Genomic DNA, 26,672 nt, shown 5'->3' on the forward strand with positions numbered 1-26,672 from the left:
GCTGATCCAGTGAAATACTGAATCAGCCATTTTTTTATTTCACTGTTTCACCGCTAGCAACCACGGTTTTACGAACTTGATCAGCAAATTGCAGGGCTTCTTTCACAATCGCATTCTCATCAACGGTGAGCACTTTGCGGTCTTCCATTAATAGATTTCCGTCCACAATGGTATGGCGTACATTGGAAGCATTCGCCCCATAAACCAGTGCGGCATAAGGGCTATACATCGGTACCATATTTGGTGATTTTGTATCGACAACGATGATATCCGCCAATTTCCCCGCCTCTAAAGAGCCTAACTTATCTTCCATGTGAATGGCTTTCGCGGAGCCTTTGGTCGCTAATTCAACCACGGTAATGGGTGGCATTGCAGCTCTATCTTTATTTTCGAGCTTATGAATTTTACCCACCAAATTTAGTTCGTTCATGGTCGTTAAGGTATTGCTGGACATCGGGCCATCGGTTCCTAAGCCTACACGAACCCCTTTCGCTAACATCGCAGTCACTGGAGCAACACCTTTAGCTGATTTGGTATTCGCACTGACATTATGAGCCACACCGACATCATACTGTTTGAGCAGGTCGATATCGGTTTCATCAACCATAATGGCATGAGCGGCAATCACTTTATTATTCAGGGCGCCGATATCTGCCATATATTGAACCGGGCTTTTGCCGCCAGTACGTTTGGAAATTTCTTCTTGTTCTCTGTCGGTTTCTGCTAAGTGGATCATCACTGGAACATTAAGTTCTTGAGATAGCTTAGCGATTTTTTGTAGATGCTCAGTGGTGTTGGTATAAGGTGCGTGAGGAGCAAAAGCTGGCGTAATGCGAGGGTGGTCTTTGTATTGGTTGATAAAATTCACGGCATAAGCGATACCTTCATCTGCATTTTTAGCATCAGCAACAGGGAATTTGATCACAGATTCCCCAAGGATCGCACGCATACCAATTTTATCGACGGTTTTTGCCACCTCATCTTCGAAATAGTACATATCCACGTAAGTCGTGACACCACCTTTGACCATCTCGACATTGGCTAAGTTAGCGCCTACTCGCACCATCTCACGGGAAACCATCTTGCTCTCTAATGGGAAAATATAACGGTGTAAACGGTCGGGGACATCGTCAGCAAGGGAACGAAAAACGGTCATTGATGCGTGAGTATGGGTGTTGATTAACCCGGGCATGACAATATCGCCATCAACATTTAGCTGTTTTTTTGCGGTATATTGCGTGGCAAGCTCAGGGCCACCGACTGCGATAATTTTATTTTTATCAATAACAACGGTTCCATTCTCAATAACTTGATTATTGGCATCCATCGTCAAAACGGTACCATCAACAATCATTAAATCCGCTGGAGTGGTGGCAAGTGCCGCGATAGGTGCTGCCATCATAGATATAGCAACGAGAGATCGGAGTAATGTCATTCTTACCTCATGACTCAATGAAAAATAGGGCTAAAAGTTATTGGCATCAAATATTATGGATATCAAATATAGGATGTAAAACTCATATTCTAAGCACCACTATCTTAACTGGATAGTTTCGCCAGTAACACCCCAAGTAAGATGACAATACAGGCGAGGACTCGCATTCCATTAAATTTCTCTTTAAGAAATACAATGGAAAGAAACATAGCGAAAAGGACGCTAGTTTCGCGAATAGCAGCAACGAGTACGATTGGCGCTTGGCTCATTGCCCAGATTGCAATGCCGTAACTGATTAGCTGCATTAACCCACCAAGCAAACCTGAGCGCCAATATTGTCCAAATCCGTGCAGTAGCGAACGTTTGTATTTCATCACACCGGGAATGGCGAGTACTGCGCCATTTAATAAAAACAGCCATAGAGTATAAACAACAGGATCTTGGCTGGCTCTCGCGCCATATCCATCCGAGAGGGTATAACAGGCGGTAAAGAAGGCGGTACACAGTGCAAAGATAAGGGCTTTACCTTTGATGTCCAAAGAGAATTTTCGACCTGCAAACGCGATGGCTACCACCCCTGAAATAATAAAAACAATCCCTACAAAACTCATAAATGGTAAGGATTCATTAAATAAAACAATACTTAATAACGCAGTGATTAAAGGGGCTGAGCCGCGAGAAATAGGGTAAATCTGGCTGAGATCACCATGGTTGTATGCTTGGCTGAGAAAATAGATATAACCGATGTGAAATAGTACTGACAAAGCTAACCATGGGACAGCATCAGGAGACGGTAGCCCAAACCAAAAGAGGGCTGGAATAGTTAAAACCCCAGAAAAAACGGCAATCATCACCAAACCAAAGAAGCGGTCACTACCAAATTTCACCAGAGCATTCCAACTGGCATGGCAAAACGCGGCAAATAGCACAGAAAGCAGAACGTATAGGGACATAATATAGAGATAGTGATTGCCTAAGGGTGGCTCGAGTATCACATAAAGCGTCTTTTTTATGAAGCGGCACGACAGAAAGAGAGGGAGAGGGCTTTTATTTTTGCGAAGGGCTTCGAAAATAAAAAATTAAATGATTTTTTGAACTTTTCATAAAAATAATTTTTCATTAGTCTCTAAAAAAGTTGAATTTTTAAAGCGCTTTACCGAGTAAATTTATTGTTGGTTTTTAGAATAGTTGCCTATAGTTAAATTAACGATTTATTATCATTCGTCGTGATCTCGATTGCTAAATGTTCGGAAATTACGATCATTAATGGATAAATAAACGATTTTTTACGAATTAATGATTATCATAATATTAACATTCAAAAATATTTTTTGAGGTTATTCATATGACAGCAATTATTCGTAAATTTTTAAAGTTAGAAGCAGCAGGAGGGCTACTCCTAATTATTGCTGCCATTGTCGCTTTAATAATGGCTAATACGCCATTACAGGGAGCTTATCAGCAATTTTTAGATATTCCGGTAGCTATTAAAATCTCAACATTTGAATTAGATAAACCTCTGATTCTATGGATTAATGATTTCTTAATGGCCGTGTTTTTCCTGGTTGTTGGTTTAGAGGTAAAGCGCGAGTTATTGGAAGGATCCCTGGCAGGACGTGATAAAGCGATATTTCCGGCAATTGCAGCTGTGGGTGGAATGATTGCACCGGCGTTAGTTTACTTAGCGTTTAATGGTGCTGATGATATTACTCGTCAAGGGTGGGCTATCCCTGCAGCAACAGATATTGCGTTCGCGTTGGGTGTGATGGCGTTATTAGGTAAGCGTGTTCCTACGGAGCTCAAAGTATTTTTATTGGCATTAGCTATCATTGATGACCTTGGTGTCATTGTGATTATTGCCTTTTTCTATACCAGCTCAGTTTCTGTCGTTGCATTGAGTTTAGCGGCACTGTGTGTGGCAATACTGTGTCTAATGAACTGGCGACGAGTTGAAAACACCGCAGCTTACTTAGTGATTGGCTTAATCTTGTGGGTCTGTATTCTGAAATCAGGTGTTCATGCCACTCTGGCTGGAGTGATTGTTGGTTTCTTAATTCCATTAAGAGGGACTAATAATACTAAACCGTCGGAAGAATTAGAGCATGTGTTGCACCCTTGGGTTGTTTATCTCATATTGCCTATCTTTGCATTTGCAAATTCAGGCGTACAGCTCAATGGCGTCACCTTTGATGGTTTAATGAGCCCATTACCACTTGGCGTTGCAGCGGGTTTGATACTGGGCAAACCAGTCGGTATTTTCTTATTTAGTTGGATTTCGGTAAAAGTAGGGTTGGCTAAATTGCCAGCATCGATTAACTTGAAGCAAGTGTTTGCTGTTTCTGTGCTTTGTGGGATCGGTTTTACTATGTCTATTTTTATCACCGGCCTCGCTTTTGAAGGGCTTGATGAAGTGTATAGTACCTACTCGAGACTGGGTATTTTAATCGGTTCAACAACAGCAGCATTGTTAGGGTACTTTATGTTAAGGGTAGTGTTACCGAAACCAAAAGTTTCGCACAGCGATGCAAAATAAACATAATAGACGTAATTATTAGTAAGAATTTTCGAGTTAATCTTCTATGATATGCCCGCGGTATGAGTTGCATACTGCGGGTATTTTAACTTATAACTCCCGATTACGGGGTACGGGTAAAGCGTATGGTCAGTATGTACTGTGGTCATTAAGTACTGCGGTCATTATTGGCGATACAAAAGGAATCGATATGCGGGTTTCACATCTTAATTTTAACCACCTTTACTATTTCTGGCATGTTTGCAAAGAAGGCTCTGTTGTCGGTGCCGCTGAGGCTCTTTACCTGACTCCACAGACAATTACTGGGCAAATTAAAGCACTCGAAGAGCGGTTAGGTGGAAAATTATTTAAACGCCAAGGTCGAGGGCTAGTGCCTTCTGAACTGGGACAACTGATTTTTCGTTATGCTGACAAAATGTTTATGCTCAGCCAAGAAATGCTGGATATCGTCAACTACAGCCGAGAATCTAACCTGCTGTTTGATGTAGGCGTGGCTGATGCATTATCGAAACGTTTAGTCAGTCGTGTGCTAGAAACGGCAGTTGTCGAACATGAGCAGATTCATTTACGTTGCTTTGAATCGACTCATGAGCTGTTACTGGAGCAATTAAGCCAGCACAAGCTGGATATGATTTTATCGGATTGCCCTGTGGACTCTTCACAGCAAGAGGGCCTGTTCTCCGTTAAATTAGGCGAATGCAGCGTCAGTTTTTTCTGCCGTCAGCCAGTACCGAAGAAACCATTTCCTGAATGTCTAGAAGAGCGCAGGTTATTAATTCCGGGGCGTCGTTCGATGCTTGGCCGCCATTTATTAACGTGGATCCGCAATAAAAACCTGCAAGTTGAAGTACTTGGTGAATTTGATGATGCAGCATTAATGAAAGCATTTGGGATGTATCACAATGCAATTTTTGTGGCGCCATCTTTATATGCAAAAGACATTTTTGCTGATAATGAAGTGCAAGAAATTGGCCGCTTAGATAGCGTTAAAGAAGAGTATTACGTGATTTTTGCGGAAAGAATGATCCAGCACCCAGCAGTACAACGTGTCTGCAACAAGGATTTTTCTGAGTTATTTTCAGCGCCGTTCGATAATTTAGAACAGAAAGTTTAGAGCACGAAAGTGCAAGGCAAGAAATTAGCAGACAAAAAAACCGGCCTAAGCCGGTTTTTTATAATCAAGAAGCGAAATTACATTGCTTTGATTTGAGCAACTAAGTTAGCTTTATGACGTGCTGCTTTGTTTTTGTGGATCAGGCCTTTGCTAGCGTGGCGATCAACAAGAGGTTGCATGTCATTGAATGCTTTCTGAGCTGCTTCTTTATCGCCTGCAGCGATAGCAAGGTAAACTTTCTTAATAAAAGTACGTACCATAGAGCGACGGCTAGCGTTGTGCTGGCGACGTTTCTCTGATTGAACGGCACGTTTCTTAGCTGATTTGATATTAGCCAAGGTCCAACTCCCAAATGTATTCTATTGAGGACAATTTAAAGGTCAAGGAATATGCCCTTTCGCCCTTCATTTGTCAATGGATTTGTGCAAATAAACATCGTGTACTTCGATGTCAATGCGTTGTGAATGGTGCAAGATTCTATCAGCAAATATCAGAAGAATACAGATCTGCGCGTGAAAAAAAGCATAATTGATAGAAGATATTTTAAATCATTTTTCAGAAAAAATTTTTTTAGTGATATCAAACGTGCATCAAGATGAAATTGAATTATAAATAGAGTGTTTTTTATACACTTGGGTTTGTTATACAAAATGGATGATAAGAAAACTATAAAAATTAAATATTTTTAGAGATCTCCGCGTCAATTTGTTGTATTGATAATCTATTGGTTATCCAAACTTTTTTGATTTACCTATCGACAATGATCAGATTCAGCAGCGCAGTGTCGTGCAGAAAGATGCTTAGCAGTGTAAAATCATCTGATTAAATAGTGTAGTGATCAAAAAAATAGGGTTTAATGAAAGCTTTTACGAACTTAGGTTAACCTTATGCGTCGTACAAGGTATAATCCTGCAATTTCCTCGGTATTGAGCCAGTTATGGAGCTAATTCGCGGTATACAAAATATCCGGTCGTACCATCATGGTTGCGTACTGACTATTGGTAATTTTGATGGTGTTCATCGTGGGCACCAAGTATTACTTCAAAATTTGAAGCTCAAGGGTAAACAGTTAGGTTTACCAACTGTTGTGATGATCTTTGAACCACAACCCCTTGAATTTTTTACGGGTGATAAGGCTCCTGCGCGTTTGACACGCCTAAGAGATAAAGTGAAGTACCTTGCTGATAGCGGGGTCGATTATCTGTTATGTGTGGAATTTAACCAGCATTTTGCCTCATTAACACCCGATGCTTTTGTGTCTGACTTGTTAGTTGACAAACTCGGTGTGAAATATCTTGCCATCGGTGATGATTTCCGGTTCGGAAAAAATCGGATGGGTGATTTTTCTTTTTTACAGCAAGCCGGTCAAAAGTTTGGTTTTGAAGTCGCAGACACCGAAAGCTTTTGTGATTCAGGTGTGCGCGTCAGCAGCACTGCAATCCGTAAAGCGATACAAAACAATGATCTGACATTAGCTGAAAATTTATTAGGTCACACATACCGCATTAGTGGGCGTGTGGTTCACGGTAATCAGCTAGGTCGTACGATAGGTTTTCCGACAGCAAACCTACCGTTAAAACGTTTAGTCACACCGGTGACTGGCGTGTATGCTGTAGAAGTTCATGGTCTGGGCGATAAGCCTGTACCGGGCGTGGCAAACATTGGCACACGTCCAACGGTATCTGGAAAAGGTACCCAGTTAGAAGTCCATCTGATTGATGCACATATGGATTTATATGGGCGTCATATTGATGTTGTGTTACGTAAAAAATTACGTGACGAACAGCGGTTTGCTTCGTTGGACGCGCTGAAGGAGCAAATTGCTAATGATGTAGTTGCAGCCAGAGAATATCTCGCAGCAATTGGAATCAGATAATTTAGCGGAAAATTGGAACTGAGAATCGATGAGTGACTATAAAAATACCCTGAATCTACCAGAAACAGGGTTCCCAATGCGTGGCGATCTCGCTAAACGCGAACCACAGATGTTAGAGCGCTGGTACAAAGAAGGTTTGTATCAGGCAATCCGTAAAGCAAAATCGGGCAAGAAAACCTTTATTCTGCACGATGGTCCTCCGTATGCTAACGGCAGTATTCATATTGGTCACTCAGTAAACAAAATTCTCAAAGATATTATTATTAAATCCAAAGGGCTGGCGGGCTTTGATTCCCCATACATCCCTGGTTGGGATTGCCATGGCTTACCTATTGAACATAAAGTTGAACAAATCGTAGGTAAACCTGGGGAAAAAGTTTCCGCCGCTGAATTTCGTGCAAAATGCCGTGAATATGCTAAAGAGCAAATTGAAGGGCAAAAAGCTGATTTTATCCGCTTAGGTGTGTTGGGTGAGTGGGACAAACCTTACCTGACCATGGATTTTAAAACCGAAGCGAACATCATCCGTGCGTTGGCGAAAACCGTTGCAAATGGCCACTTAGTGAAAGGGGCAAAACCCGTTCACTGGTGTACCGCATGTGGTTCTTCATTGGCTGAAGCGGAAGTCGAATATTACGACAAAACATCTCCATCTATCTACGTTCGCTTTCCTGCGGTAGATAGCAAAGCCGTTTGCGAAAAATTTGGTGTTTCTAGCGATAAAACGCCATCTTTAGTGATCTGGACGACAACGCCTTGGACGTTACCAGCTAACCGTGCAATCTCTCTAAACCCAGAGTTCAAATACTCTCTGGTGGATGCGAATGGCGATTTAGTCATTCTGGCAACTGACTTAGTTGAAGAAGTCATGAAGACTGTCGGTGTTGAGTCATGGACAGTATTAGGCGAGTGTGAAGGTAGCGCATTAGAGTTACTGCGTTTCGCTCATCCATTTATGGGCTTTGATGTTCCTGCAATTTTAGGCGACCACGTCACGCTAGATGCGGGTACAGGTGCGGTACATACAGCCCCAGGCCATGGTCCTGAAGACTACGTTGTTGGACAAAAATATGGTTTAGAAACGGCGAACCCAGTAGGGCCAGATGGCTGCTTTTTACCAAATACCTACCCAACATTAGACGGTTTATTTATTTTCAAAGCTAACGATGTGGTGCTGGAAATCCTGAATGAGAAAGGCTTACTGATGTATAAAAAAGCTATCTCTCACAGCTACCCATGCTGCTGGCGCCATAAAACCCCAGTTATTTTCCGTGCGACGCCACAATGGTTTATCGGCATGGATAAAAACGGTCTGCGTGAACAATCTCTGAAAGAGATCGATATTGTTCAGTGGATCCCAGGTTGGGGTCGTGCACGTATCGAGTCAATGGTAGAAAACCGTCCTGACTGGTGTATTTCACGTCAACGTACTTGGGGTACCCCAATGTCGTTATTCGTGCACAAAGAGACTGAAGAACTGCATCCGCGTACTTTAGAGCTGATGGAAGAAGTCGCTAAGCGTGTTGAAGTTGATGGTATCCAAGCATGGTGGGATTTAGACCCTGCTGAATTGCTCGGCGCTGATGCTGAAACTTATCGTAAAGTGCCAGACACATTAGACGTTTGGTTCGATTCAGGATCCACCCACTTTGCAGTGGTTGACGCGCGTCCTGAATTCCATGGCAACTCTGCGGATATGTATCTGGAAGGTTCTGACCAACACCGTGGTTGGTTCATGTCTTCTCTGATGCTGTCTACTGCGATGAAAGGCAAAGCCCCTTACCGTCAAGTTCTGACCCACGGTTTTACCGTTGATGGTCAAGGCCGTAAGATGTCTAAATCTTTAGGTAATACGGTTAGTCCGCAAGATGTGATGAACAAACTGGGTGCAGATATCCTGCGTCTGTGGGTGGCATCAACCGACTATACAGGCGAAATCGCGGTATCTGATGAAATTTTAAAACGTGCTGCAGACTCTTATCGCCGTATCCGTAATACCGCGCGTTTCTTACTGGCAAACTTAAATGGTTTCAATCCAGAAACCGATATGGTGAAACCAGAAGATATGGTGGTGTTAGATCGCTGGGCGGTTGGTCGTGCATTAGAAGCACAGAAAGAGATTACGAAAGCGTACGATGAGTATGATTTCTTAGGTGTTATCCAACGCTTAATGCATTTCTGCTCTATCGAGATGGGCTCGTTCTATCTGGATATTATCAAAGACCGTCAATACACCGCGAAAAGTGATAGCGTTGCTCGCCGTAGCTGCCAAACTGCACTGTTCCATATTGTGGAAGCATTGGTTCGTTGGATTGCACCGGTTCTGTCCTTCACCTCCGATGAAATCTGGAACGAATTACCGGGCAAACGCGCTCAGTTCGTTCTCACTGAAGAGTGGTATAACGGTTTATTTGGTTTAGACGAATCTGAAGCGATGAATGATGGTTTCTGGTCTGAACTGTTAGCCGTACGTGGTGAAGTGAACAAAGTTCTGGAACAAGCGCGTACAGACAAGCACATTGGTGGTTCGTTAGAAGCCTCGGTAACGTTATATGCAGATAGCACATTAGCCGCTAAGTTAAATAGCTTAGGTGATGAACTGCGTTTTGCGCTGTTAACATCTCAAGCGAATGTGGCTGATATTGCAACGGCGCCTGCGGATGCACAAGACAGTGAACTGAAAGGCCTGAAAATTGCCTTCAGTAAAGCGGCTGGGGAAAAATGTCCTCGTTGCTGGCATTATGCAAGTGATATTGGTGCAGCGGCAGAACAACCTGAAATCTGTGGTCGCTGTGTGACTAACGTAGCCGGAAACGGTGAATTACGTAAGTTTGCTTAATGAAGACACCTATTTGTTCTACTGGTTTGCGTTGGCTGTGGCTGACGGTTGTGATTATCGTTGCAGATTTAGCAATTAAGCAATTGGTCTTAAAAGAGCTAACTCTGTACGACCCACACCCTTTAATTCCGTACTTTAACCTTATGTACGCTCAAAACTTTGGTGCGGCATTCAGTTTTCTGGCGGATAAAGGCGGCTGGCAGCGCTGGTTCTTTGCCGGAATAGCTATTGCCATCTCCATTACGTTAATGGTGATGATGTATCGTCAAAGCGTGAAAAAACGCCTGAGCAATATTGCTTATGCGTTAATAATTGGTGGTGCGATCGGTAATTTATTTGACCGTTTAGTGCATGGCTTTGTGGTTGACTACATTGATTTTTATGTTGGCAACTGGCACTGGCCGACCTTCAATTTGGCGGATATGGCCATTTGTATCGGTGCGGCGTTGGTGATTTTTGAAGGCTTTTTGCCGGATAAACCCAAACAGCAAGATGCTAAATAGAACAGATAGCGCGATAGGTTGATAAAACCCAATATTGCATATTAATCATCTCAGCCCGACGATAGTCGGGCTGAACTTTATGATAAAAAACAGGTTTAGATTATGTCTACTCAAATACAGGCGCAGAGTTCTGTTTTACTGCATTTCACTCTGAAATTAGAGGATGGCTCCACGGCGGATTCTTCTCACGCACAAGGAAAGCCTGCGTTGTTTGCTCTTGGAAATGATTCACTGTCGCCAGAATTAGAAGCGCAACTGATTGGGCTATCTGAAGGTGAAAAGAAAACATTTTCCTTAGCAGGGGATACGGTATTCGGGAAACATAATCCAGACTTAGTGCAATACTTTTCATTGCGTGATTTTATGGAAACAGGGATCCCTGAAATTGGTACCATCATGCTGTTTACGGGCATGAATGGGAGCGAAATGCCGGGCGTCGTGAAAGCTATTGAAGGGGAATCAATTACTGTTGATTTTAACCATCCTCTTGCTGAGCAGCAAATCACCTTTGAAATTGAAGTCCTAGAAATAGACCCACAATTGGAGAGTCACCATGCAAATATTAATGGCTAATCCTCGTGGATTTTGTGCGGGTGTTGACCGTGCAATCAGTATTGTTGAACGTGCCTTAGAAATTTATGGTGCACCGATTTATGTTCGCCATGAAGTGGTGCATAACCGCTATGTGGTTGATGATTTACGTCAGCGTGGCGCTATCTTCATTGAAGAAATCTCTGAAGTTCCCGATGGCTCTATTCTGATTTTCTCAGCGCATGGCGTTTCACAAGCCATTCGTCAAGAAGCCCGTTCCCGCGATTTAACCATGTTATTTGATGCGACCTGCCCATTAGTGACTAAAGTGCATATGGAAGTGGCTCGTGCAAGCCGTAAGGGCAAAGAGGCGATTTTAATCGGTCACGCAGGACATCCTGAAGTGGAAGGGACAATGGGGCAATACAATAACCCTGAAGGGGGAATGTATCTTGTTGAAAGCCCAGAAGATGTTTGGAAGCTACAGGTAAAAGATGAAAACAACCTGAGTTTTATGACGCAAACGACGCTTTCGGTGGATGATACCTCTGATGTGATTGATGCGCTCACCCGTCGATTCCCAAATATTGTGGGGCCTCGTAAAGACGATATTTGCTATGCAACCACGAATCGCCAAGAAGCCGCGCGTGAGTTAGCAGAGAAAGCCGATATTGTGTTAGTCGTCGGTTCGAAAAACTCGTCCAACTCAAACCGTTTAGCTGAATTAGCGTCTCGAATGGGGAAAGCGGCATTTCTGATTGATGGTGCAGAAGATATTCAAACCGAGTGGTTAAAAGATAAGAAAATTATCGGATTGACAGCGGGGGCATCCGCGCCGGATATTTTAGTCCGCCAAGTGATTGATAGACTTAAAGAGCTGGGTGCAGACTCCGTGGTGGAGCTACAAGGACGAGAAGAGAATATCGTTTTTGAAGTGCCAAAAGAGTTGCGTGTGGACGTTAAAGAGATTAACTAATACATTGATTTTATTATTATAGTAGCGGCTGATGTAGCCGCTGCTTTTTTCTGTTTTTCAGCATTCTATTCCATCCCAATACAATTTTTTCTGATAATCATCCCCCTCTCTACGGTTTTATTAATATCTCCAGATTAGTGCTGGCGTCCCGATTCAAGTTTCTTTAAGGTATAACCAAGATTTTATTTTGGTTTTCGCCTCAAAAATTTACGAAAGGATCAAAAATGGCAGATTCAACTGTACGCGTTGCGATTGTCGGTGCGGGTGGGCGCATGGGACGCCAATTAATTCAAGCAGCACAAGAACAAAACGGAATTCAACTTGGCGCAGCCATTGAGCGTGAAGGCTCTTCACTTATTGGCACAGATGCGGGTGAACTGGCGGGAATTGGACTAATTGGTGTGAAAGTCGTTAGCGATCTAAATTCCGTGGTTAATGATTTTGATGTACTGATTGATTTCACTCGCCCTGAAGGCACCTTACAGTATTTAGCATTCTGTCAATCTCACCAAAAAGGCATGGTCATCGGAACTACAGGGTTTGATGAAGAAGGAAAATTGGCGATTGCGGAAGCTGCAAAATCTATCCCAATTGTCTTCGCTGCCAATTTTAGCGTTGGTGTAAATTTGGTGCTGAAATTACTGGAAAAAGCGGCGAAAGTGATGGGAGATTACACCGATATTGAAATTATCGAAGCGCATCATCGCCATAAAGTCGATGCCCCTTCTGGCACTGCACTGGCGATGGGGGAATCTATCGCGGATGCATTAGGAAAAGATCTGAAAGAGTGTGCGGTTTACGCACGTGAAGGCTATACCGGAGAGCGTGAACCGGGCACGATTGGTTTTGCTACGGTACGTGCTGGCGATATTGTTGGTGAGCACACTGCGATGTTTGCTGATATTGGCGAACGTGTAGAAATAAGCCACAAGGCTTCCAGTCGTATGACCTTTGCTAAAGGTGCGGTAAGAGCATCATCTTGGGTTAATGCTAAGAAATATGGTCTATACAATATGAAGGATGTCCTTAATCTTGATGATTTGTAGTTTTTTATAAAATAATTTATTGTTTAAAATCAGATGGTTTTATTTGAAACCTCTGATTTATTGTTGTTTGTTTATTTAATATGATTATTGCTCTTGTTTTTCATTATCTTTGTGTTTTTTTATCTCTTTTTTACTCAAAAATTGCACTTTAGATCCTCCCTTGTCTGCGCTATTATCCATTTTGCACTTTTCTTCGCTATTAACCGTTTGCTTTTTTACCCATGAATAGTTATTTCATTAGCCTTCTATAGAAAAAATAGGTAAGAATGCAAAAAAGTAAGCTAAAAGTGAAAAAAATGCATTTTTTTCTAGACAAGACTCTATCCCATCATTAGAATGCGCGCAATTTGCCAAAAATTTGCTTAAAAACTCATTTTGGCATTGATTTAGATCGCAAAATCTGAATTAATATGCAAAAAATATGATTGATTATTCTCCGGAGGATGTTTTGATAAAGTCAGCTATATTGGTTCTGGAAGACGGAACCCAATTCCACGGGCGTGCCATTGGTGCTGAAGGGGCCGCTATTGGAGAAGTCGTTTTCAATACTTCAATGACCGGATATCAAGAAATAATTACTGACCCTTCCTATTCCCGCCAAATTGTTACTCTCACTTATCCCCATATTGGTAATGTCGGCACTAATGCTGATGACGAAGAATCTCCTAACGTACACGCTCAAGGCCTTATCATTCGCGACTTACCATTAATCTACAGTAACTTTCGTGGTCAGGAAGGCTTGTCTGAACATCTGAAACGCCACAATGTGGTGGCTATCGCCGATATCGACACGCGCAAATTAACCCGCCTGTTAAGAGAAAAAGGCGCGCAAAACGGTTGTATCATCGCAGGGGATAACCCAGATGCGGCGCTGGCTTTAGAAAAAGCACGCAGCTTCTCAGGTTTAAATGGTTTAGATTTAGCAAAAGAAGTTTGCACCAAAGAGATTTATAGCTGGACTCAACGCTCTTGGAACTTAGAAGAAGGGCAACCTGCTGCAAGTAAAGAAGATGAGCTGCCATTACACGTCGTTGCTTACGATTTTGGTGCAAAGCGCAATATTCTGCGTATGTTAGTTGACCGTGGATGCCGCTTAACCGTAGTTCCAGCAACAACGCCAGCAGAAACGGTGTTAGCGATGAACCCAGATGGGATTTTCTTATCAAACGGCCCTGGCGACCCAGCCCCTTGTGACTACGCTATCAACGCTATCCAAGAATTCTTAAAAACTGAAATCCCAGTATTTGGCATCTGCTTAGGTCACCAATTGCTAGCATTAGCAAGCGGCGCGAATACCGTGAAGATGAAGTTTGGTCACCACGGTGCTAACCACCCAGTTAAAGATTTAGACAAAGACGTGGTGATGATCACGGCTCAAAACCACGGTTTTGCGGTTGATGAATCCACACTACCCGACACATTGCGTGTGACACACAAATCGCTGTTTGATGGCACCTTACAAGGCATCCATCGCACAGATAAACCGGCATTCAGTTTCCAAGGTCACCCAGAAGCCAGTTCTGGTCCTCATGATGCCGCAGGTCTTTTTGACCACTTCATTGATTTAATCAACGAATACCGTCAAAACACACCACGTTCAAACGCAAAATAATCGGGAGCAAGAAAATGGCAAAACGTACAGATATTAAAAGCATTCTGATCCTCGGTGCGGGCCCGATTGTTATCGGCCAAGCGTGTGAGTTTGACTATTCAGGTGCGCAAGCGTGTAAAGCGCTGAGAGAAGAAGGCTACCGCGTTATTCTGGTGAACTCGAACCCAGCGACTATCATGACTGACCCAGAAATGGCGGATGCAACTTACATCGAGCCAATTCACTGGGAAGTGGTACGTAAAATTATTGAAAAAGAGCGCCCAGATGCAGTATTACCAACCATGGGTGGACAAACTGCGCTGAACTGTGCTCTTGAGCTTGAACGCCAAGGTGTACTGGCTGAATTTGGTGTGACCATGATTGGTGCGACTGCGGACGCGATTGATAAAGCAGAAGACCGCCAGCGCTTTGATAAAGCGATGAAAAAAATCGGTTTAGGCACAGCGCGTTCAGGTATTGCACACACAATGGAAGAAGCTAACGCCGTCGCTGATGATGTTGGTTTCCCGTGTATCATTCGTCCATCTTTCACCATGGGTGGTTCCGGTGGTGGTATCGCGTATAACCGTGAAGAATTTGAAGAAATCTGTACTCGCGGTTTAGATTTATCCCCAACTAACGAACTGTTAATCGATGAGTCGTTAATTGGTTGGAAAGAGTACGAAATGGAAGTGGTACGCGATAAGAAAGATAACTGCATCATCGTCTGCTCCATTGAAAACTTCGACGCAATGGGCATTCACACTGGTGACTCCATCACCGTCGCGCCTGCGCAAACACTGACAGATAAAGAATACCAAATCTTGCGCGATGCCTCGATGGCAGTACTGCGTGAAATCGGTGTTGAAACTGGTGGTTCTAACGTTCAGTTCGCCGTTAACCCGAAAGATGGTCGCTTAATTGTTATCGAGATGAACCCGCGTGTTTCTCGTTCATCCGCACTCGCGTCAAAAGCAACAGGCTTCCCAATTGCTAAAATCGCTGCAAAATTAGCGGTCGGTTACACTCTCGATGAGCTGATGAATGACATCACAGGCGGTCGTACTCCTGCGTCATTTGAACCGTCTATCGACTACGTTGTAACCAAAATTCCTCGCTTTAACTTCGAAAAATTCGCAGGCAGCAATGACCGTCTGACCACCCAAATGAAATCCGTGGGTGAAGTGATGGCTATCGGTCGCACATTCCAAGAATCTATGCAAAAAGCGCTGCGTGGACTGGAAGTGGGCGCAACTGGCTTCGACCCGAAAGTGAGCCAGGACGACCCAGAATCGTTAACTCGCATTCGCCGTGAGCTGAAAGATGCTGGCTCTGACCGTATTTGGTACATCGCTGATGCATTCCGCGCAGGCCTATCTATCGATGGTATCTTCAACCTGACCAATATCGACCGCTGGTTCTTAGTGCAAATTGAAGAGCTGGTGCGCTTAGAAAACGAAGTGGCAGAGTTAGGTATCAACGGTCTGACTAAAGATTTCTTACGCCAACTGAAGCGCAAAGGTTTTGCGGATGCACGTCTGGCAAGTTTAGTGGGTGTGTCTGAAGCTGAATTACGTAAGTTACGTCAAGGCTATGATTTACATCCAGTTTATAAGCGTGTAGATACCTGTGCGGCAGAGTTTGCAACCGACACCGCATATATGTACTCCACTTATGAAGACGAATGCGAATCCAATCCGAACAACGACAAGCCAAAAATCATGGTATTAGGTGGCGGTCCAAACCGTATCGGACAAGGTATCGAATTCGACTACTGCTGCGTACACGCTTCATTAGCACTGCGTGAAGATGGTTATGAAACCATCATGGTCAACTGTAACCCAGAAACGGTTTCAACAGACTACGACACGTCTGACCGCCTCTATTTCGAACCAGTGACACTGGAGGATGTGTTAGAAATCGTCCGCATCGAACAGCCGAAAGGGGTGATTGTTCAGTACGGTGGTCAAACACCACTGAAATTAGCGCGTGCATTAGAAGCTGCGGGTGTGCCGGTTATTGGTACTAGCCCAGATGCGATTGACCGTGCAGAAGACCGTGAGCGTTTCCAACAAGCGGTTAACCGCTTAAACCTGAAACAGCCACAAAACGCCACTGTTGCAACTATCGAACAAGCCGTTGAAAAAGCAGCAGGTATCGGTTATCCGCTGGTGGTTCGTCCATCTTATGTTCTGGGTGGCCGTGCGATGGAAATCGTGTATGATGAAATCGACCTGCGTCGCTATTTCCAAACTGCGGTAAGTGTCTCTAACGATGCGCCAGTGCTGTTAGACCGCTTCCTTGATGATGCGATTGAAGTGGACGTGGATGCTATCTGCGACGGCGAAATGGTGCTGATTGGCGGAATTATGGAGCACATCGAACAAGCGGGTGTTCACTCCGGTGACTCAGCATGTTCACTGCCAGCTTATACATTAAGCCAAGAAATTCAGGATGTGATGCGTGAACAAGTGCGTAGCCTCGCATTCGAATTGCGTGTTCGCGGTCTGATGAACGTCCAGTTTGCGGTGAAGAACAACGAAGTTTACCTGATTGAAGTAAACCCGCGTGCAGCACGAACTGTCCCATTCGTTTCTAAAGCAACGGGTGTGCCTTTAGCGAAAGTGGCCGCGCGCGTTATGGCGGGTCAAACACTGACTCAGCAAGGCGTGACTGAAGAAGTCATTCCTCCTTACTACTCAGTCAAAGAAGTGGTTCTGCCATTCAACAAGTTCCAAGGTGTTGACCCAATCCTCGGGCCAGAAATGCGCTCAACGGGTGAAGTGATGGGTGTTGGCCGCACATTTGCTGAAGCGTTTGCTAAAGCGATGTTAGGCAGCAACTCAACCATGAAGAAATCCGGTCGTGCACTGCTGTCTGTTCGTGAAGGGGATAAAACCAAAGTTGTTGATTTAGCGGCGAAACTGCTGAAACACGGTTTTGAGTTAGACGCGACTCATGGAACGGCGATTGTACTGGGTGAAGCGGGCATCAACCCTCGCTTAGTTAACAAAGTGCATGAAGGTCGTCCACACATTCAAGACCGTATTAAGAATGGTGAGTATAACTACATCGTGAATACCACGGCCGGTCGCCAAGCGATTGAAGATTCAAAACTCATTCGCGGCAGCGCACTGCGTTACAAAGTTCACTATGATACAACCCTCAACGGTGGCTTTGCGACGGCGTTATCTCTGAGTGCAGACCCAACGGATAAAGTGATTTCTGTACAAGAGATGCACGCATTAATTAAATAATCATTGATTCGATGATTATTAACCCCAGTGGTGTTATCGCCTCTGGGGTTTTTTTATGGTTAGCGAAAAATGGAATAAATTAAAATAAATGAAAAATAGTGCACAATAGTGATTGACCCTCACGTAACGTGAGGCACTAACCTGCATTTCAGGACAGGAGGCGCAGATGCTATTTCAAGTGGGTGAGATCGCAGAGAAAACAGGATTAACCATTCGTACCCTTCACCATTATGAAGAGATTGGTTTATTACTGCCGACTGCCAGAACCGATGCAGGTTATCGACTCTATAATATGCAATGTATTGAACGTTTGACGCAAATTCAGATGCTGCGTCAGGTGGGAGTCAAACTGAAAGACATCGGTGAGTTACTTAATGGTCACAGTGGCGATATCTCTCTTTTGCTGCAAGAGCGTATTAGTCTGTTAACCGAGCAGATGAAGCAGATTGAAAAACTGCGTTCACGTCTCGAGCGGTTACAGCAGCAAATGCAACAGGGAGATAACCCCACTCAGGCTGATTGGTTTTCCTTATTGGAGATGATGTCGATGTTTGATAAATATTTTACCCCTCAAGAGCTTGAGCAATTGCCGTTATACACGGCGAATACATTGAAAAATCAAGAGTGGCAGCAGCGGGTCGCCACAGTAAAATCGTTAATGGAAAAAGGTAAATCACCGAAATCGGCCACAGTACAAGCTGTCGCTGTTGAGTGGATGACGGCCTTGGAAAGAGATACGGGCGGAAACCCTGATTTCTTTGCACGTTTAAATCAAATTCACTTAACCGACAATGAGCTAATGTTCTCGACGGGGATCACTGAAGCGATGATTGACTTTGTAGCTCGGGGCTTTAGTGAGTATCAATTATCGCGTTTTAAACCCCATTTAACCGCAGAGCAATTTACTTTTGTTAGCCAACATTATTTTGAATCTGGCAAAGTGTGGCCTGAATTTATTTCAGGAATTTATAATGCATTGAAAGCGGGAGATACTCCAGATTCGCCGAATGTGCAGAAGTTGGCGGGGATGTGGTTAACCATGTTTAACCAGTTTACTGGGGGCGACCTCGTATTACAGGAAAAAATTCGCACGATTTATCGCGAAGATCCTGTGATTTCCCAAGGAACATGGATGACGCCAGAAATTGGGCAGTATCTATTTTCTGCCATTAGTTACTTATTGGCTAAGCATTCCTGATATCAAAGTCGCGACAGAATATGCCGCGACTTTTTTGTTTTAGCCGCTAGTAGGCTAAAAATGGACGTTTTGGATACCCATTGTTGCGGCTTGTCCACCCACACAAACTCGGCTGATAGCCTGATCTTGATGAGAGATTTCCACTTGAATTTGCGAGGAGCACCCCATTGCTCGCCCTTGTTCTAACAGAAAATGGGTTTCTGTGGGGAAGACATGTTTCACCAGATAACAGCCAAGTGCACCACTGGCGCTACCGGTTGCAGACTCTTCTGTAATCCCGTAGAGCGGAGCAAAATTTCGGCAATGAGCAGTAAAGTAAGGTGACTGGCTTAACTCAAACACATGAAAACCAATCGAGTCAAATTCACGGCTCAGCTGTGCGATAGCATCATAATTAGGTTTTAAATTATCTAATTGATTGGATTGCACGGGGACTAAAATATCAGGTAATCCAGTGGAGATAATTTCAATGGGTAAGCCTGTTTCCGTGATTGTCTCAGTTGGGATACCTAATGCTGCGGCGACGACATTTACATCAGGCCCTTGGCGGCTAACGGGAAGAGTTTGTTGCATAATGACCCCATCAGCACTGACCGTAACATTTAAAATACCTGCTTTGGTTTTTTGGGAGTAGGTACCAGCGCTCAACTGGTTCAGTGAAAATAGGGTAAAAAAGACAGCCAATGTCGCGTGCCCACAAAAGTCGACTTCACTTTCAGGGGTGAAAAAATCCACTTTAAAATCTGTTTCTTCACCCGCACTTTCTCCGGTATAGACAAATGCCGTTTCGGAAAATCCCACTTGGCGAGCAATCGCAATTTTTTGTGCATCACTGAGTTTCGGGGGATTGAGTACGACTCCTGCAGGATTTCCGCCTGTGTTATTTCGAGTAAATGAGTTTACAAGATGAACATTGAGCGTACGCTCATCTATAGGCATAGCTGTGTTATGCATGGTGACTCCAAGGTAATTAAGCGCTTTTTTTATTATTTATGGGGATGAAATGGGCGCATATTGAGAGGTTAGATGTCGATTTTGCCGCAGCGACCAAGCACGTAAATGTGTATTGGTCGCGTTAGCTTTGAGAGAAAATTAGCTTTCTTTACTGCCTTTTAAGGCTTTACGGTGTTTCCAGTAAACAATAATGGAACCAATCAAACCACTGACCAACAGTACAACAGGGATGATCATCAGTGCGGTGATCACGACTTGTTCATGCTCTTTAACGAAAGGAATTTGGTTAACGGCATAGCCCAAAGTCACAATAATACCGACCCACAATAACCCGCTAAGCCAGTTGAATAACTGGAAACGGCGATGGCTTAAATCGGATAATCCCGCTAACAATGGCAGTAGTGTTCTTACGATTGCCAGAAAGCGTCCGATTAATAATGCATATAAACCTTGGCGGTTAAACATATCATTGGCTTTTTTATGATATTCCTCAGGGAGTTGAGAAAGCCAGCGTTTAACTATCTTCGTTTCGCTTAACCAACGCCCTTGAACAAATCCAAGCCAGCAGCCTAAACTCGCAGCCGTCGCCAGCAGCAAGATTGTGGGGACAAAGTGCAAAACACCCTTGGCAATCAGTGCGCCAGAAAGTAGTAAAAGGGTATCACCGGGTAAAAATGCGGCAGGGAGCACGCCATTTTCTAATACAATCACCACAAAGAGTACGGTGTAAATGACCCAGAGAACTTCTGGGTTGGCGAGCTTCATAAAATCGTGGTGCCAAAGTGCCAGTACGATTTCGCGTATGACTTCCATAATCGTTCCTGTATCTGCATAAAGCGAATTATTGGGCTCTATATTACAGGAAAAATTTCAGCCTAGTTTGATTTGTTTGGGTAATTATCTAAAAGGCAGTGATTAACTGCCTAATAGTAAGGAAGAAATGTTGGTGCTTAAATACGAGTGAAGGCGCGTTGTAAATCATCAATGAGATCTTGCGGATGCTCTAAACCGACATGTAGACGGAAAAATGACCCATTATCAGGTTGATAATCGTATTGGCGCATACTGAGTAAATCTTCGGTTTGATAACCAAGAATCAGCGATTCAAACCCGCCCCATGAATACCCCATTTTAAAATGGCTAAAGTGGTCAAGAAAATCACTGAACTGTTTAGGGGATAACCGCGAATTTAATTGAAATGAAAACAAACCGTTGCAGCCACTAAAGTCGCGTTTAAAAAATTCATGCCCAGGGTGGCTTGGAAGTGCAGGGTGAAAAACACGTGCCACTGCGGGGTGCTCCGCTAACCAGTTTGCGACGGTTAAACTGTTTGCTTCATGCTGTTTGAGGCGGGTTGGTAGGGTGTGAAGTCCTCTACCTGCCATGTAAACGGTATCAGGATCGGCGGTTTGCCCCAATAAATAGGAGTTTTCTCGCAGGGTTTCGATGCAGCGTTGGTTGGCAACAGCGACCCCTAACATGCCATCCGAATGGCCATTAATGTATTTTGTCGCGGATTGAATAGAGACATCCACATCAAATAAAAGAGGTTTAAGTAAGACTCCCGCAGCCCATGTATTATCGATCATGATAATGATTTCTGGGGATTTTTGGCGAATGGCTCTTACGATAGCGGGCAGGTCGTGCACTTCCATGGTGATAGAACCTGGTGATTCCAAAAAGACAATTTTCGTATTTGGACGAATTAAATCGGCAATTTTGGCACCAATCAATGGGTCGAAATAATTCGTTTCAACATTCAAATTAGTGAGGATTTTGTCGCAGAAGTTTTGTGTCGGATCATAGGCAGACCCTGTGACCAGAATATGATCCCCCGCGCTAATAAACGACATAATGGCATTAGTGATTGCAGCGGCACCTGAAGGATAAAGAACACAACCAGCCCCACACTCCAATTCGGTCATCGCTTCTTGGAAAGCAAAATGGGTCTGTGTACCTCGGCGACCATACATTAATACGCCATTCGCACGATTGCGTACCGCGTGCTTTTTATCTTCTACCGAATCAAAAATCACGGAAGAGGTGCGCTGAATGACAGGGTTTACCCCTTTTTGAGTGAATTTAGGGTTTCTACCAAGATGCACGAGCTGGGTTTCTGGTTTTATGTTTGCCATTGAGCTATCCCTTATTTACCGATAGAAAATCAAATGATTGGCTAAGTTATCACCTGACGTTAAATGATTTTGGTCTACCAGAGCAAGAACAAAAGTGGTTAGCTGAATTTTCTTCATTATCAAGTCGTAAATCGTGTTGTCTTGCAATCACATTATGAGGGTAATATTGATGAGCGACAAAAAATTGCGAATACTAATGATAATTACTATCAATTCGTGGTGTGTTTGATATTATCTGACATCTTGACGAAAAGAGATGAATGCGTGAATCAAATTTCGCTTTTAATGGTTAGTCGATGAATGGCACAATCATCGATATAAATTTTTTTATACAACACAAAATAAGAGAGTAAAGGCCAACTGATGCGTAAATTAACAGCTTCTATTCTATTGGCGATCGGCTTAATGGGCACGGCATCCGCAGAAACAACACCCGCTGTCACACCTACTACACCAGTAGCTAACCAAGGTTCAACAGCCGCTCCTGCAAATACACTTTCTACAACGGAAGTGACTGCGACTCCTGCAACGACAACTCCAGCAACAACACCGGAATCTGTCGTGACAAATACGGTAGTGACTGAAAATGTTGAGATTGCGACTGAAGCTCACGGTGGCGGTTTTGATCAGGATTTATCGGTTTGGGGTATGTACCAAAACGCAGATGTTGTTGTAAAAACGGTGATGATTGGTCTGTTACTCGCATCCGTGATTACATGGGCGCTATTCTTATCCAAAGGAAGTGAGATTTTAATTGCACGTCGTCGTTTAAAAGATGAAGCAAAAGCAATTGCAGAAGTAAAATCTCTTGATGAAGCGGTATCTATCGCGGAAGGGTTTAAAGCGGGTAGTATTACGCGCATGTTATTAGCTGAAGCGACAACAGAAAGAGCGCTTTCGGTAAACAGCCAAGACCTTGCGGGTATTAAAGACCGTACAGGTTTCCGCTTAGAAAGAGCGGTTGCAGCAATCAGCCGTTATATGGGACGTGGAAATGGTTATTTAGCAACAATTGGTGCGATTTCTCCATTTGTCGGTCTATTCGGTACCGTGTGGGGGATCATGAACAGCTTCATTGGTATTGCTCACTCACAAACCACAAACTTAGCGGTTGTTGCTCCTGGGATCGCCGAAGCGTTGCTGGCAACAGCAATCGGTCTTATCGCCGCGATTCCTGCGGTGGTTATCTATAATATTTTTGCTCGTATGATCAACAACTATCGTGGTCAAGTGGGTGATGTTGCTGCACAAGCAGCGTTGTTACTGGGGCGTGACCTCGATCTGGCAAACAGCAAAGCAAGGTAATTATTATGGCAATGCGTTTAGGTGACGAACAAGACGATAGCGGTGAAATGCATGAGATCAACGTAACACCGTTTATCGATGTTATGTTGGTTCTGCTGATTATCTTTATGGTTGCAGCGCCATTGGCTACTGTTGATATTAAAGTCGACTTACCTGCTTCCACTGCGAAGCCTCAGCCTCGACCAGAAAAGCCAGTATTCTTAACTGTGAAATCAGATAGTCAGCTATTCATCGGCGAGCAAGCGGTCAGTAAAGAACAATTAGGTTCAACTCTTGATCAAGCGACAAACACCAATAAAGAAACCACAATTTTCTTCCAAGCGGATAAAAGTGTGGATTATGAAACGATGATGGATGTAATGAATGCATTGCGTCAATCGGGGTATCTTAAGATTGGCTTAGTCGGAATGGAAGCAACAGCAGCTAACGCTAAATAGCTAAGTTGTTTCACGTAATAATGCGTTTTATCTCTGTATCTCGGGTGATATTTTCACGTTGATGCTTTGAGATAAAACGCATTTTTTTATGCATATCAATTTTTATACACCCTATCTTTTGCATATTCTTGCAACATTTTTGCTAAAAAAATGCTCTCTCTTTATAGTTTCACAAACAAAAGGTTTAATTTTATTCGGAATTTCTTCTGATTTTATTTAAGTTAGAGTAATTTTAAATTCTGCTCACATAAAATCACTTTTAAAAAAGGCTTGATAAGGTTAATTGAAAATAAACCATCCATATTGTACGGGATTATTCACATACAGAGTAATTTCATTGAATACTCCAATTGAGAGTATCATTTTTGGAGTATTTGGTGTGGGTTACTATGGAACTTGCTGATTATTAGAATAATCATGAATAAAGGTGATATCATCGTTCAAAATAACAGCAGAGTTAAGCTGTTAGATGAAGTTCAGACAAAAAGAGAGAATAATAAAAATTATTAATACATTTAACTCTAATTGAAATGATAAAAAAAGCGAGTAAATAAGCTAGGTAATTTTATTAATATAAGTGTTATTAATAAAATTATTTTAAATGTACTTGAATAATGAAATATAAATATGTAATTACTGTTATAAATACCAAACTGATGCTTTCATTGGTAATCTTAAGTCTAATTTATTGTTATTTAATGTATTTTTTACCATTCATCAATAATCCTTAAATAAAATAAAAAAACACTTGCGCAACATTTCATGAGCGCTATAATGCAGCCAATAACATTTAGAAATACTTTTAAATAACTTTTCATCTCGAGTTTTTTATTTTTCAATTTACTAATGCTAGGGAATAAATAAAGTACTAGTTGATATTTGATTAGGCTTTATATTAAAAATAAATATAATCAATCATACTCGAGTGTACGATGTTTAGTTGTTAGATGTAAGTTCGGATGTTATTACTGAAGTCAAATGGGCTGACTTTAGACGACACACAGCAAAATGATGTAATAAAAATATTTCATATTATACTCCTCTATAAATAAGATAAGACTATACTTCCATGCGCCATCATTACGATGGCGTTTTTTTTGTATGTTTATTTATCTTTTAATCATCAACTGTACTATCAGAATTTATGTAAAGAATAGGCCACATGCTGTGTGATGAAGCCTGTGGTTAAATCAATCTTTCTGAGAATATTCATAATTTATCATTTAATGATAAAAAGTATCAGAGTATGATGTGCACCTCTTCGCTGTGGGGCATTTAGCTATATATCATGTAGCAATACATCATGTAGCAACACATCATACAACAGCGAAATTCTTTGCCAGGTGCTGGCTTGAATCATTCTGGAAGTAAAAATGACTTGGTCTGAGTTTAAATCTCACTATCTCATCGGTTTTTGGAAACCGTTACCTGCGGTGATTGCGGCAGGTATCTTATCGACTTATTATTTTGGTTTAACGGGCACTTTTTGGGCTGTAACTGGTGAGTTTACCCGCTGGGGTGGGCATATTATGCAGCTATTTGGTGCGCATCCAGAAGAGTGGGGCTATTTCAAAGTTATTGGTTTTCAAGGATCACCATTAGATAGAATTGATGGTGTGATGATTATCGGTATGTTTGCTGGCTGTTTTGCCGCAGCACTTTGGGCAAATAATGTGAAAATTCGTATGCCGCAGCATCGGGTTCGAATTTTTCAAGCCATCCTCGGCGGGATTATAGCTGGATTTGGCGCTCGTCTCGCCATGGGATGTAACTTAGCCGCATTCTTTACGGGTATCCCTCAATTCTCGTTACACGCTTGGTTCTTTGCTGTAGCGACTGCCGTCGGCTCCTACTTTGGTGCCAAATTCACCCTGCTGCCGATGTTCCGTATCGCGGTAAAATTGAAAAAAGTCTCAACAGCATCGCCATTAACTCAAAATCCGAATACAGCTAAAAAACGCTTTAAGTTAGGCATGGCTATCTTTGCTGTCGCGCTTGCGTGGGGCTTTTATACATTACTGGATGCACCAGTCATGGGCTTTGCTATCTTATGTGGGATTGGTTTTGGTTTACTGATTGAACGCGCCCAAATTTGTTTTACTTCAGCGTTTCGTGATTTATGGATCACGGGTCGTACTCATATGGCGAAAGCGATTATCATTGGTATGGCGGTCAGTGCTATTGGTATTTTCAGTTATGTGCAATTGGGCGCGACACCTAAGATTATGTGGGCAGGCCCAAATGCTGTGATTGGTGGGTTACTGTTCGGATTTGGTATTGTCTTAGCTGGTGGCTGTGAAACTGGCTGGATGTACCGTGCCGTTGAAGGTCAAGTTCATTACTGGTGGGTTGGTTTCGGTAATATTATCGGTGCGACTATCCTTGCGTATTACTGGGATGATTTAGGCCCATGGTTAGCTACAGACTTTGACAAAGTGAACTTGCTCGAGACATTTGGTCCGCAAGGTGGCTTGCTCGTCACATATGTTTTATTAGCTATTGTATTTATTTTGATGCTGGTATGGGAAAAATATTTCTTCCGTAAACGTGCCCAAAAACTGGCGAATACATCCATGGAGGCCGCATGAGCCATAAAGAAATAGTACCAGATTATCGATTAGATATGGTGGGCGAACCTTGCCCATATCCTGCGGTTGCGACGTTAGAAGCGATGCCATCGTTAAAACCTGGAGAGATATTAGAAGTGGTGAGTGATTGCCCACAATCTATCAATAATATCCCTTTAGATGCAAAAAATTATGGTTATAAAGTGTTGGATATTCAGCAGGATGGGCCGACTATTCGTTATTTAATTCAGAAATAACAAATACGCGTCATATTTTGCACTGTCGCGGTGTTGGCTTCATGCGTTTAGCCCTAGTCACATACTTGTGTATGCTCCTAGGGTCTAACGCATTTGCCGCCTTGCGACAGCACAAACT

21 protein-coding genes are annotated in these 26,672 nt (G+C 43.0%); 15 read left to right on the top strand and 6 right to left on the bottom strand.

What is annotated here, in order from left to right; all coding sequences use genetic code 11:
- Positions 1-34 precede the first annotated feature (34 nt).
- Both H0913_RS03870 and H0913_RS03875 read right to left on the bottom strand, forming a co-directional pair.
- Positions 35-1,402 (bottom strand): amidohydrolase, encoded by a 1,368-nt coding sequence (locus H0913_RS03870; protein ID WP_420720241.1) that lies wholly within the window; start codon positions 1,400-1,402, stop codon positions 35-37.
- A 137-nt stretch (positions 1,403-1,539) separates the two neighbouring features.
- The gene (locus H0913_RS03875) at positions 1,540-2,388 is read right to left on the bottom strand and encodes an EamA family transporter (RefSeq protein ID WP_181478674.1); all 849 of its coding nucleotides are present in this window, start codon (positions 2,386-2,388) and stop codon (positions 1,540-1,542) included.
- 392 nt (positions 2,389-2,780) lie between these two features.
- Here H0913_RS03875 and nhaA point away from each other — a divergent pair, with 392 nt between their 5' ends.
- The gene (nhaA, locus tag H0913_RS03880) at positions 2,781-3,968 is read left to right on the top strand and encodes a Na+/H+ antiporter NhaA (protein ID WP_036950295.1); all 1,188 of its coding nucleotides are present in this window, start codon (positions 2,781-2,783) and stop codon (positions 3,966-3,968) included.
- A 190-nt stretch (positions 3,969-4,158) separates the two neighbouring features.
- The gene (nhaR, locus tag H0913_RS03885) at positions 4,159-5,082 is read left to right on the top strand and encodes a transcriptional activator NhaR (RefSeq protein ID WP_036950297.1); all 924 of its coding nucleotides are present in this window, start codon (positions 4,159-4,161) and stop codon (positions 5,080-5,082) included.
- A 77-nt stretch (positions 5,083-5,159) separates the two neighbouring features.
- Here nhaR and rpsT read toward each other — a convergent pair whose 3' ends face one another.
- A complete protein-coding gene (gene rpsT, locus H0913_RS03890) occupies positions 5,160-5,420 on the bottom strand; it encodes a 30S ribosomal protein S20 (RefSeq protein WP_036950300.1) in 261 nt (86 codons plus the stop codon).
- A gap of 599 nt (positions 5,421-6,019) precedes the next feature.
- On the opposite strand from rpsT, the gene ribF reads away from it, so the two are divergent.
- From ribF to H0913_RS03935, 9 genes are all read left to right on the top strand, one after another.
- Complete coding sequence (ribF, locus tag H0913_RS03895) at positions 6,020-6,958, top strand: bifunctional riboflavin kinase/FAD synthetase (RefSeq protein WP_154602769.1); 939 nt, start codon at positions 6,020-6,022, stop codon at positions 6,956-6,958.
- Between the two features lie 28 nt (positions 6,959-6,986).
- Positions 6,987-9,797, top strand: a complete 2,811-nt coding sequence (ileS, locus tag H0913_RS03900) for an isoleucine--tRNA ligase (protein WP_154602768.1) — start codon at positions 6,987-6,989, stop codon at positions 9,795-9,797.
- Positions 9,797-10,300, top strand: a complete 504-nt coding sequence (gene lspA, locus H0913_RS03905) for a signal peptidase II (protein WP_036950306.1) — start codon at positions 9,797-9,799, stop codon at positions 10,298-10,300. The genes ileS and lspA overlap by 1 nt, the downstream gene beginning before the upstream one ends.
- Before the next feature lie 102 nt (positions 10,301-10,402).
- On the top strand, positions 10,403-10,873 hold the full coding sequence (gene fkpB / locus H0913_RS03910) for an FKBP-type peptidyl-prolyl cis-trans isomerase (RefSeq protein ID WP_036950308.1): 471 nt from the start codon (positions 10,403-10,405) through the stop codon (positions 10,871-10,873).
- Positions 10,854-11,807: a 4-hydroxy-3-methylbut-2-enyl diphosphate reductase gene (gene ispH / locus H0913_RS03915; RefSeq protein WP_132496157.1), complete on the top strand. Its 954-nt coding sequence runs from the start codon at positions 10,854-10,856 to the stop codon at positions 11,805-11,807. Before fkpB ends, ispH begins: the two co-directional genes overlap by 20 nt.
- 224 nt (positions 11,808-12,031) lie before the next feature.
- Entirely contained in the window at positions 12,032-12,853 is an 822-nt protein-coding gene (dapB, locus tag H0913_RS03920; protein WP_181478005.1) for a 4-hydroxy-tetrahydrodipicolinate reductase, read from the top strand.
- Between the two features lie 448 nt (positions 12,854-13,301).
- Positions 13,302-14,465 carry a glutamine-hydrolyzing carbamoyl-phosphate synthase small subunit gene (carA, locus tag H0913_RS03925; RefSeq protein ID WP_181478006.1) on the top strand — a complete coding sequence of 388 codons (1,164 nt, stop codon included), beginning with the start codon at positions 13,302-13,304 and terminating at the stop codon, positions 14,463-14,465.
- Positions 14,466-14,479: 14 nt separating this feature from the next.
- Positions 14,480-17,701, top strand: a complete 3,222-nt coding sequence (gene carB, locus H0913_RS03930; RefSeq protein WP_181478007.1) for a carbamoyl-phosphate synthase large subunit — start codon at positions 14,480-14,482, stop codon at positions 17,699-17,701.
- Positions 17,702-17,867: 166 nt separating this feature from the next.
- The gene (locus H0913_RS03935) at positions 17,868-18,899 is read left to right on the top strand and encodes a MerR family transcriptional regulator (RefSeq protein WP_154602765.1); all 1,032 of its coding nucleotides are present in this window, start codon (positions 17,868-17,870) and stop codon (positions 18,897-18,899) included.
- A 54-nt stretch (positions 18,900-18,953) separates the two neighbouring features.
- Here the strand turns inward: H0913_RS03935 and H0913_RS03940 are convergent, their stop codons facing one another.
- The 3 genes from H0913_RS03940 to metC all read right to left on the bottom strand — a co-directional run bounded on the left by H0913_RS03940 (position 18,954) and on the right by metC (position 21,988).
- Positions 18,954-19,853 carry a PhzF family phenazine biosynthesis protein gene (locus tag H0913_RS03940; protein ID WP_181478008.1) on the bottom strand — a complete coding sequence of 300 codons (900 nt, stop codon included), beginning with the start codon at positions 19,851-19,853 and terminating at the stop codon, positions 18,954-18,956.
- A 138-nt stretch (positions 19,854-19,991) separates the two neighbouring features.
- Entirely contained in the window at positions 19,992-20,666 is a 675-nt protein-coding gene (locus H0913_RS03945; RefSeq protein ID WP_181478009.1) for a DedA family protein, read from the bottom strand.
- A 137-nt stretch (positions 20,667-20,803) separates the two neighbouring features.
- Positions 20,804-21,988, bottom strand: coding sequence for a cystathionine beta-lyase (metC, locus tag H0913_RS03950; RefSeq protein WP_181478010.1), 1,185 nt, complete (start codon positions 21,986-21,988; stop codon positions 20,804-20,806).
- Between the two features lie 363 nt (positions 21,989-22,351).
- Here metC and exbB point away from each other — a divergent pair, with 363 nt between their 5' ends.
- From exbB to yedF, 4 genes are all read left to right on the top strand, one after another.
- Entirely contained in the window at positions 22,352-23,293 is a 942-nt protein-coding gene (gene exbB / locus H0913_RS03955) for a tonB-system energizer ExbB (protein WP_181478011.1), read from the top strand.
- A 5-nt stretch (positions 23,294-23,298) separates the two neighbouring features.
- On the top strand, positions 23,299-23,730 hold the full coding sequence (gene exbD / locus H0913_RS03960) for a TonB system transport protein ExbD (RefSeq protein ID WP_036950331.1): 432 nt from the start codon (positions 23,299-23,301) through the stop codon (positions 23,728-23,730).
- Between the two features lie 1,373 nt (positions 23,731-25,103).
- On the top strand, positions 25,104-26,318 hold the full coding sequence (yedE, locus tag H0913_RS03965) for a selenium metabolism membrane protein YedE/FdhT (RefSeq protein WP_181478012.1): 1,215 nt from the start codon (positions 25,104-25,106) through the stop codon (positions 26,316-26,318).
- Positions 26,315-26,554, top strand: a complete 240-nt coding sequence (yedF, locus tag H0913_RS03970; protein ID WP_006657165.1) for a sulfurtransferase-like selenium metabolism protein YedF — start codon at positions 26,315-26,317, stop codon at positions 26,552-26,554. Before yedE ends, yedF begins: the two co-directional genes overlap by 4 nt.
- Positions 26,555-26,672 lie beyond the last annotated feature (118 nt).

Origin of the sequence: Providencia rettgeri (genome assembly GCF_013702265.1) — a bacterium.
Classification (GTDB): domain Bacteria; phylum Pseudomonadota; class Gammaproteobacteria; order Enterobacterales; family Enterobacteriaceae; genus Providencia; species Providencia zhijiangensis.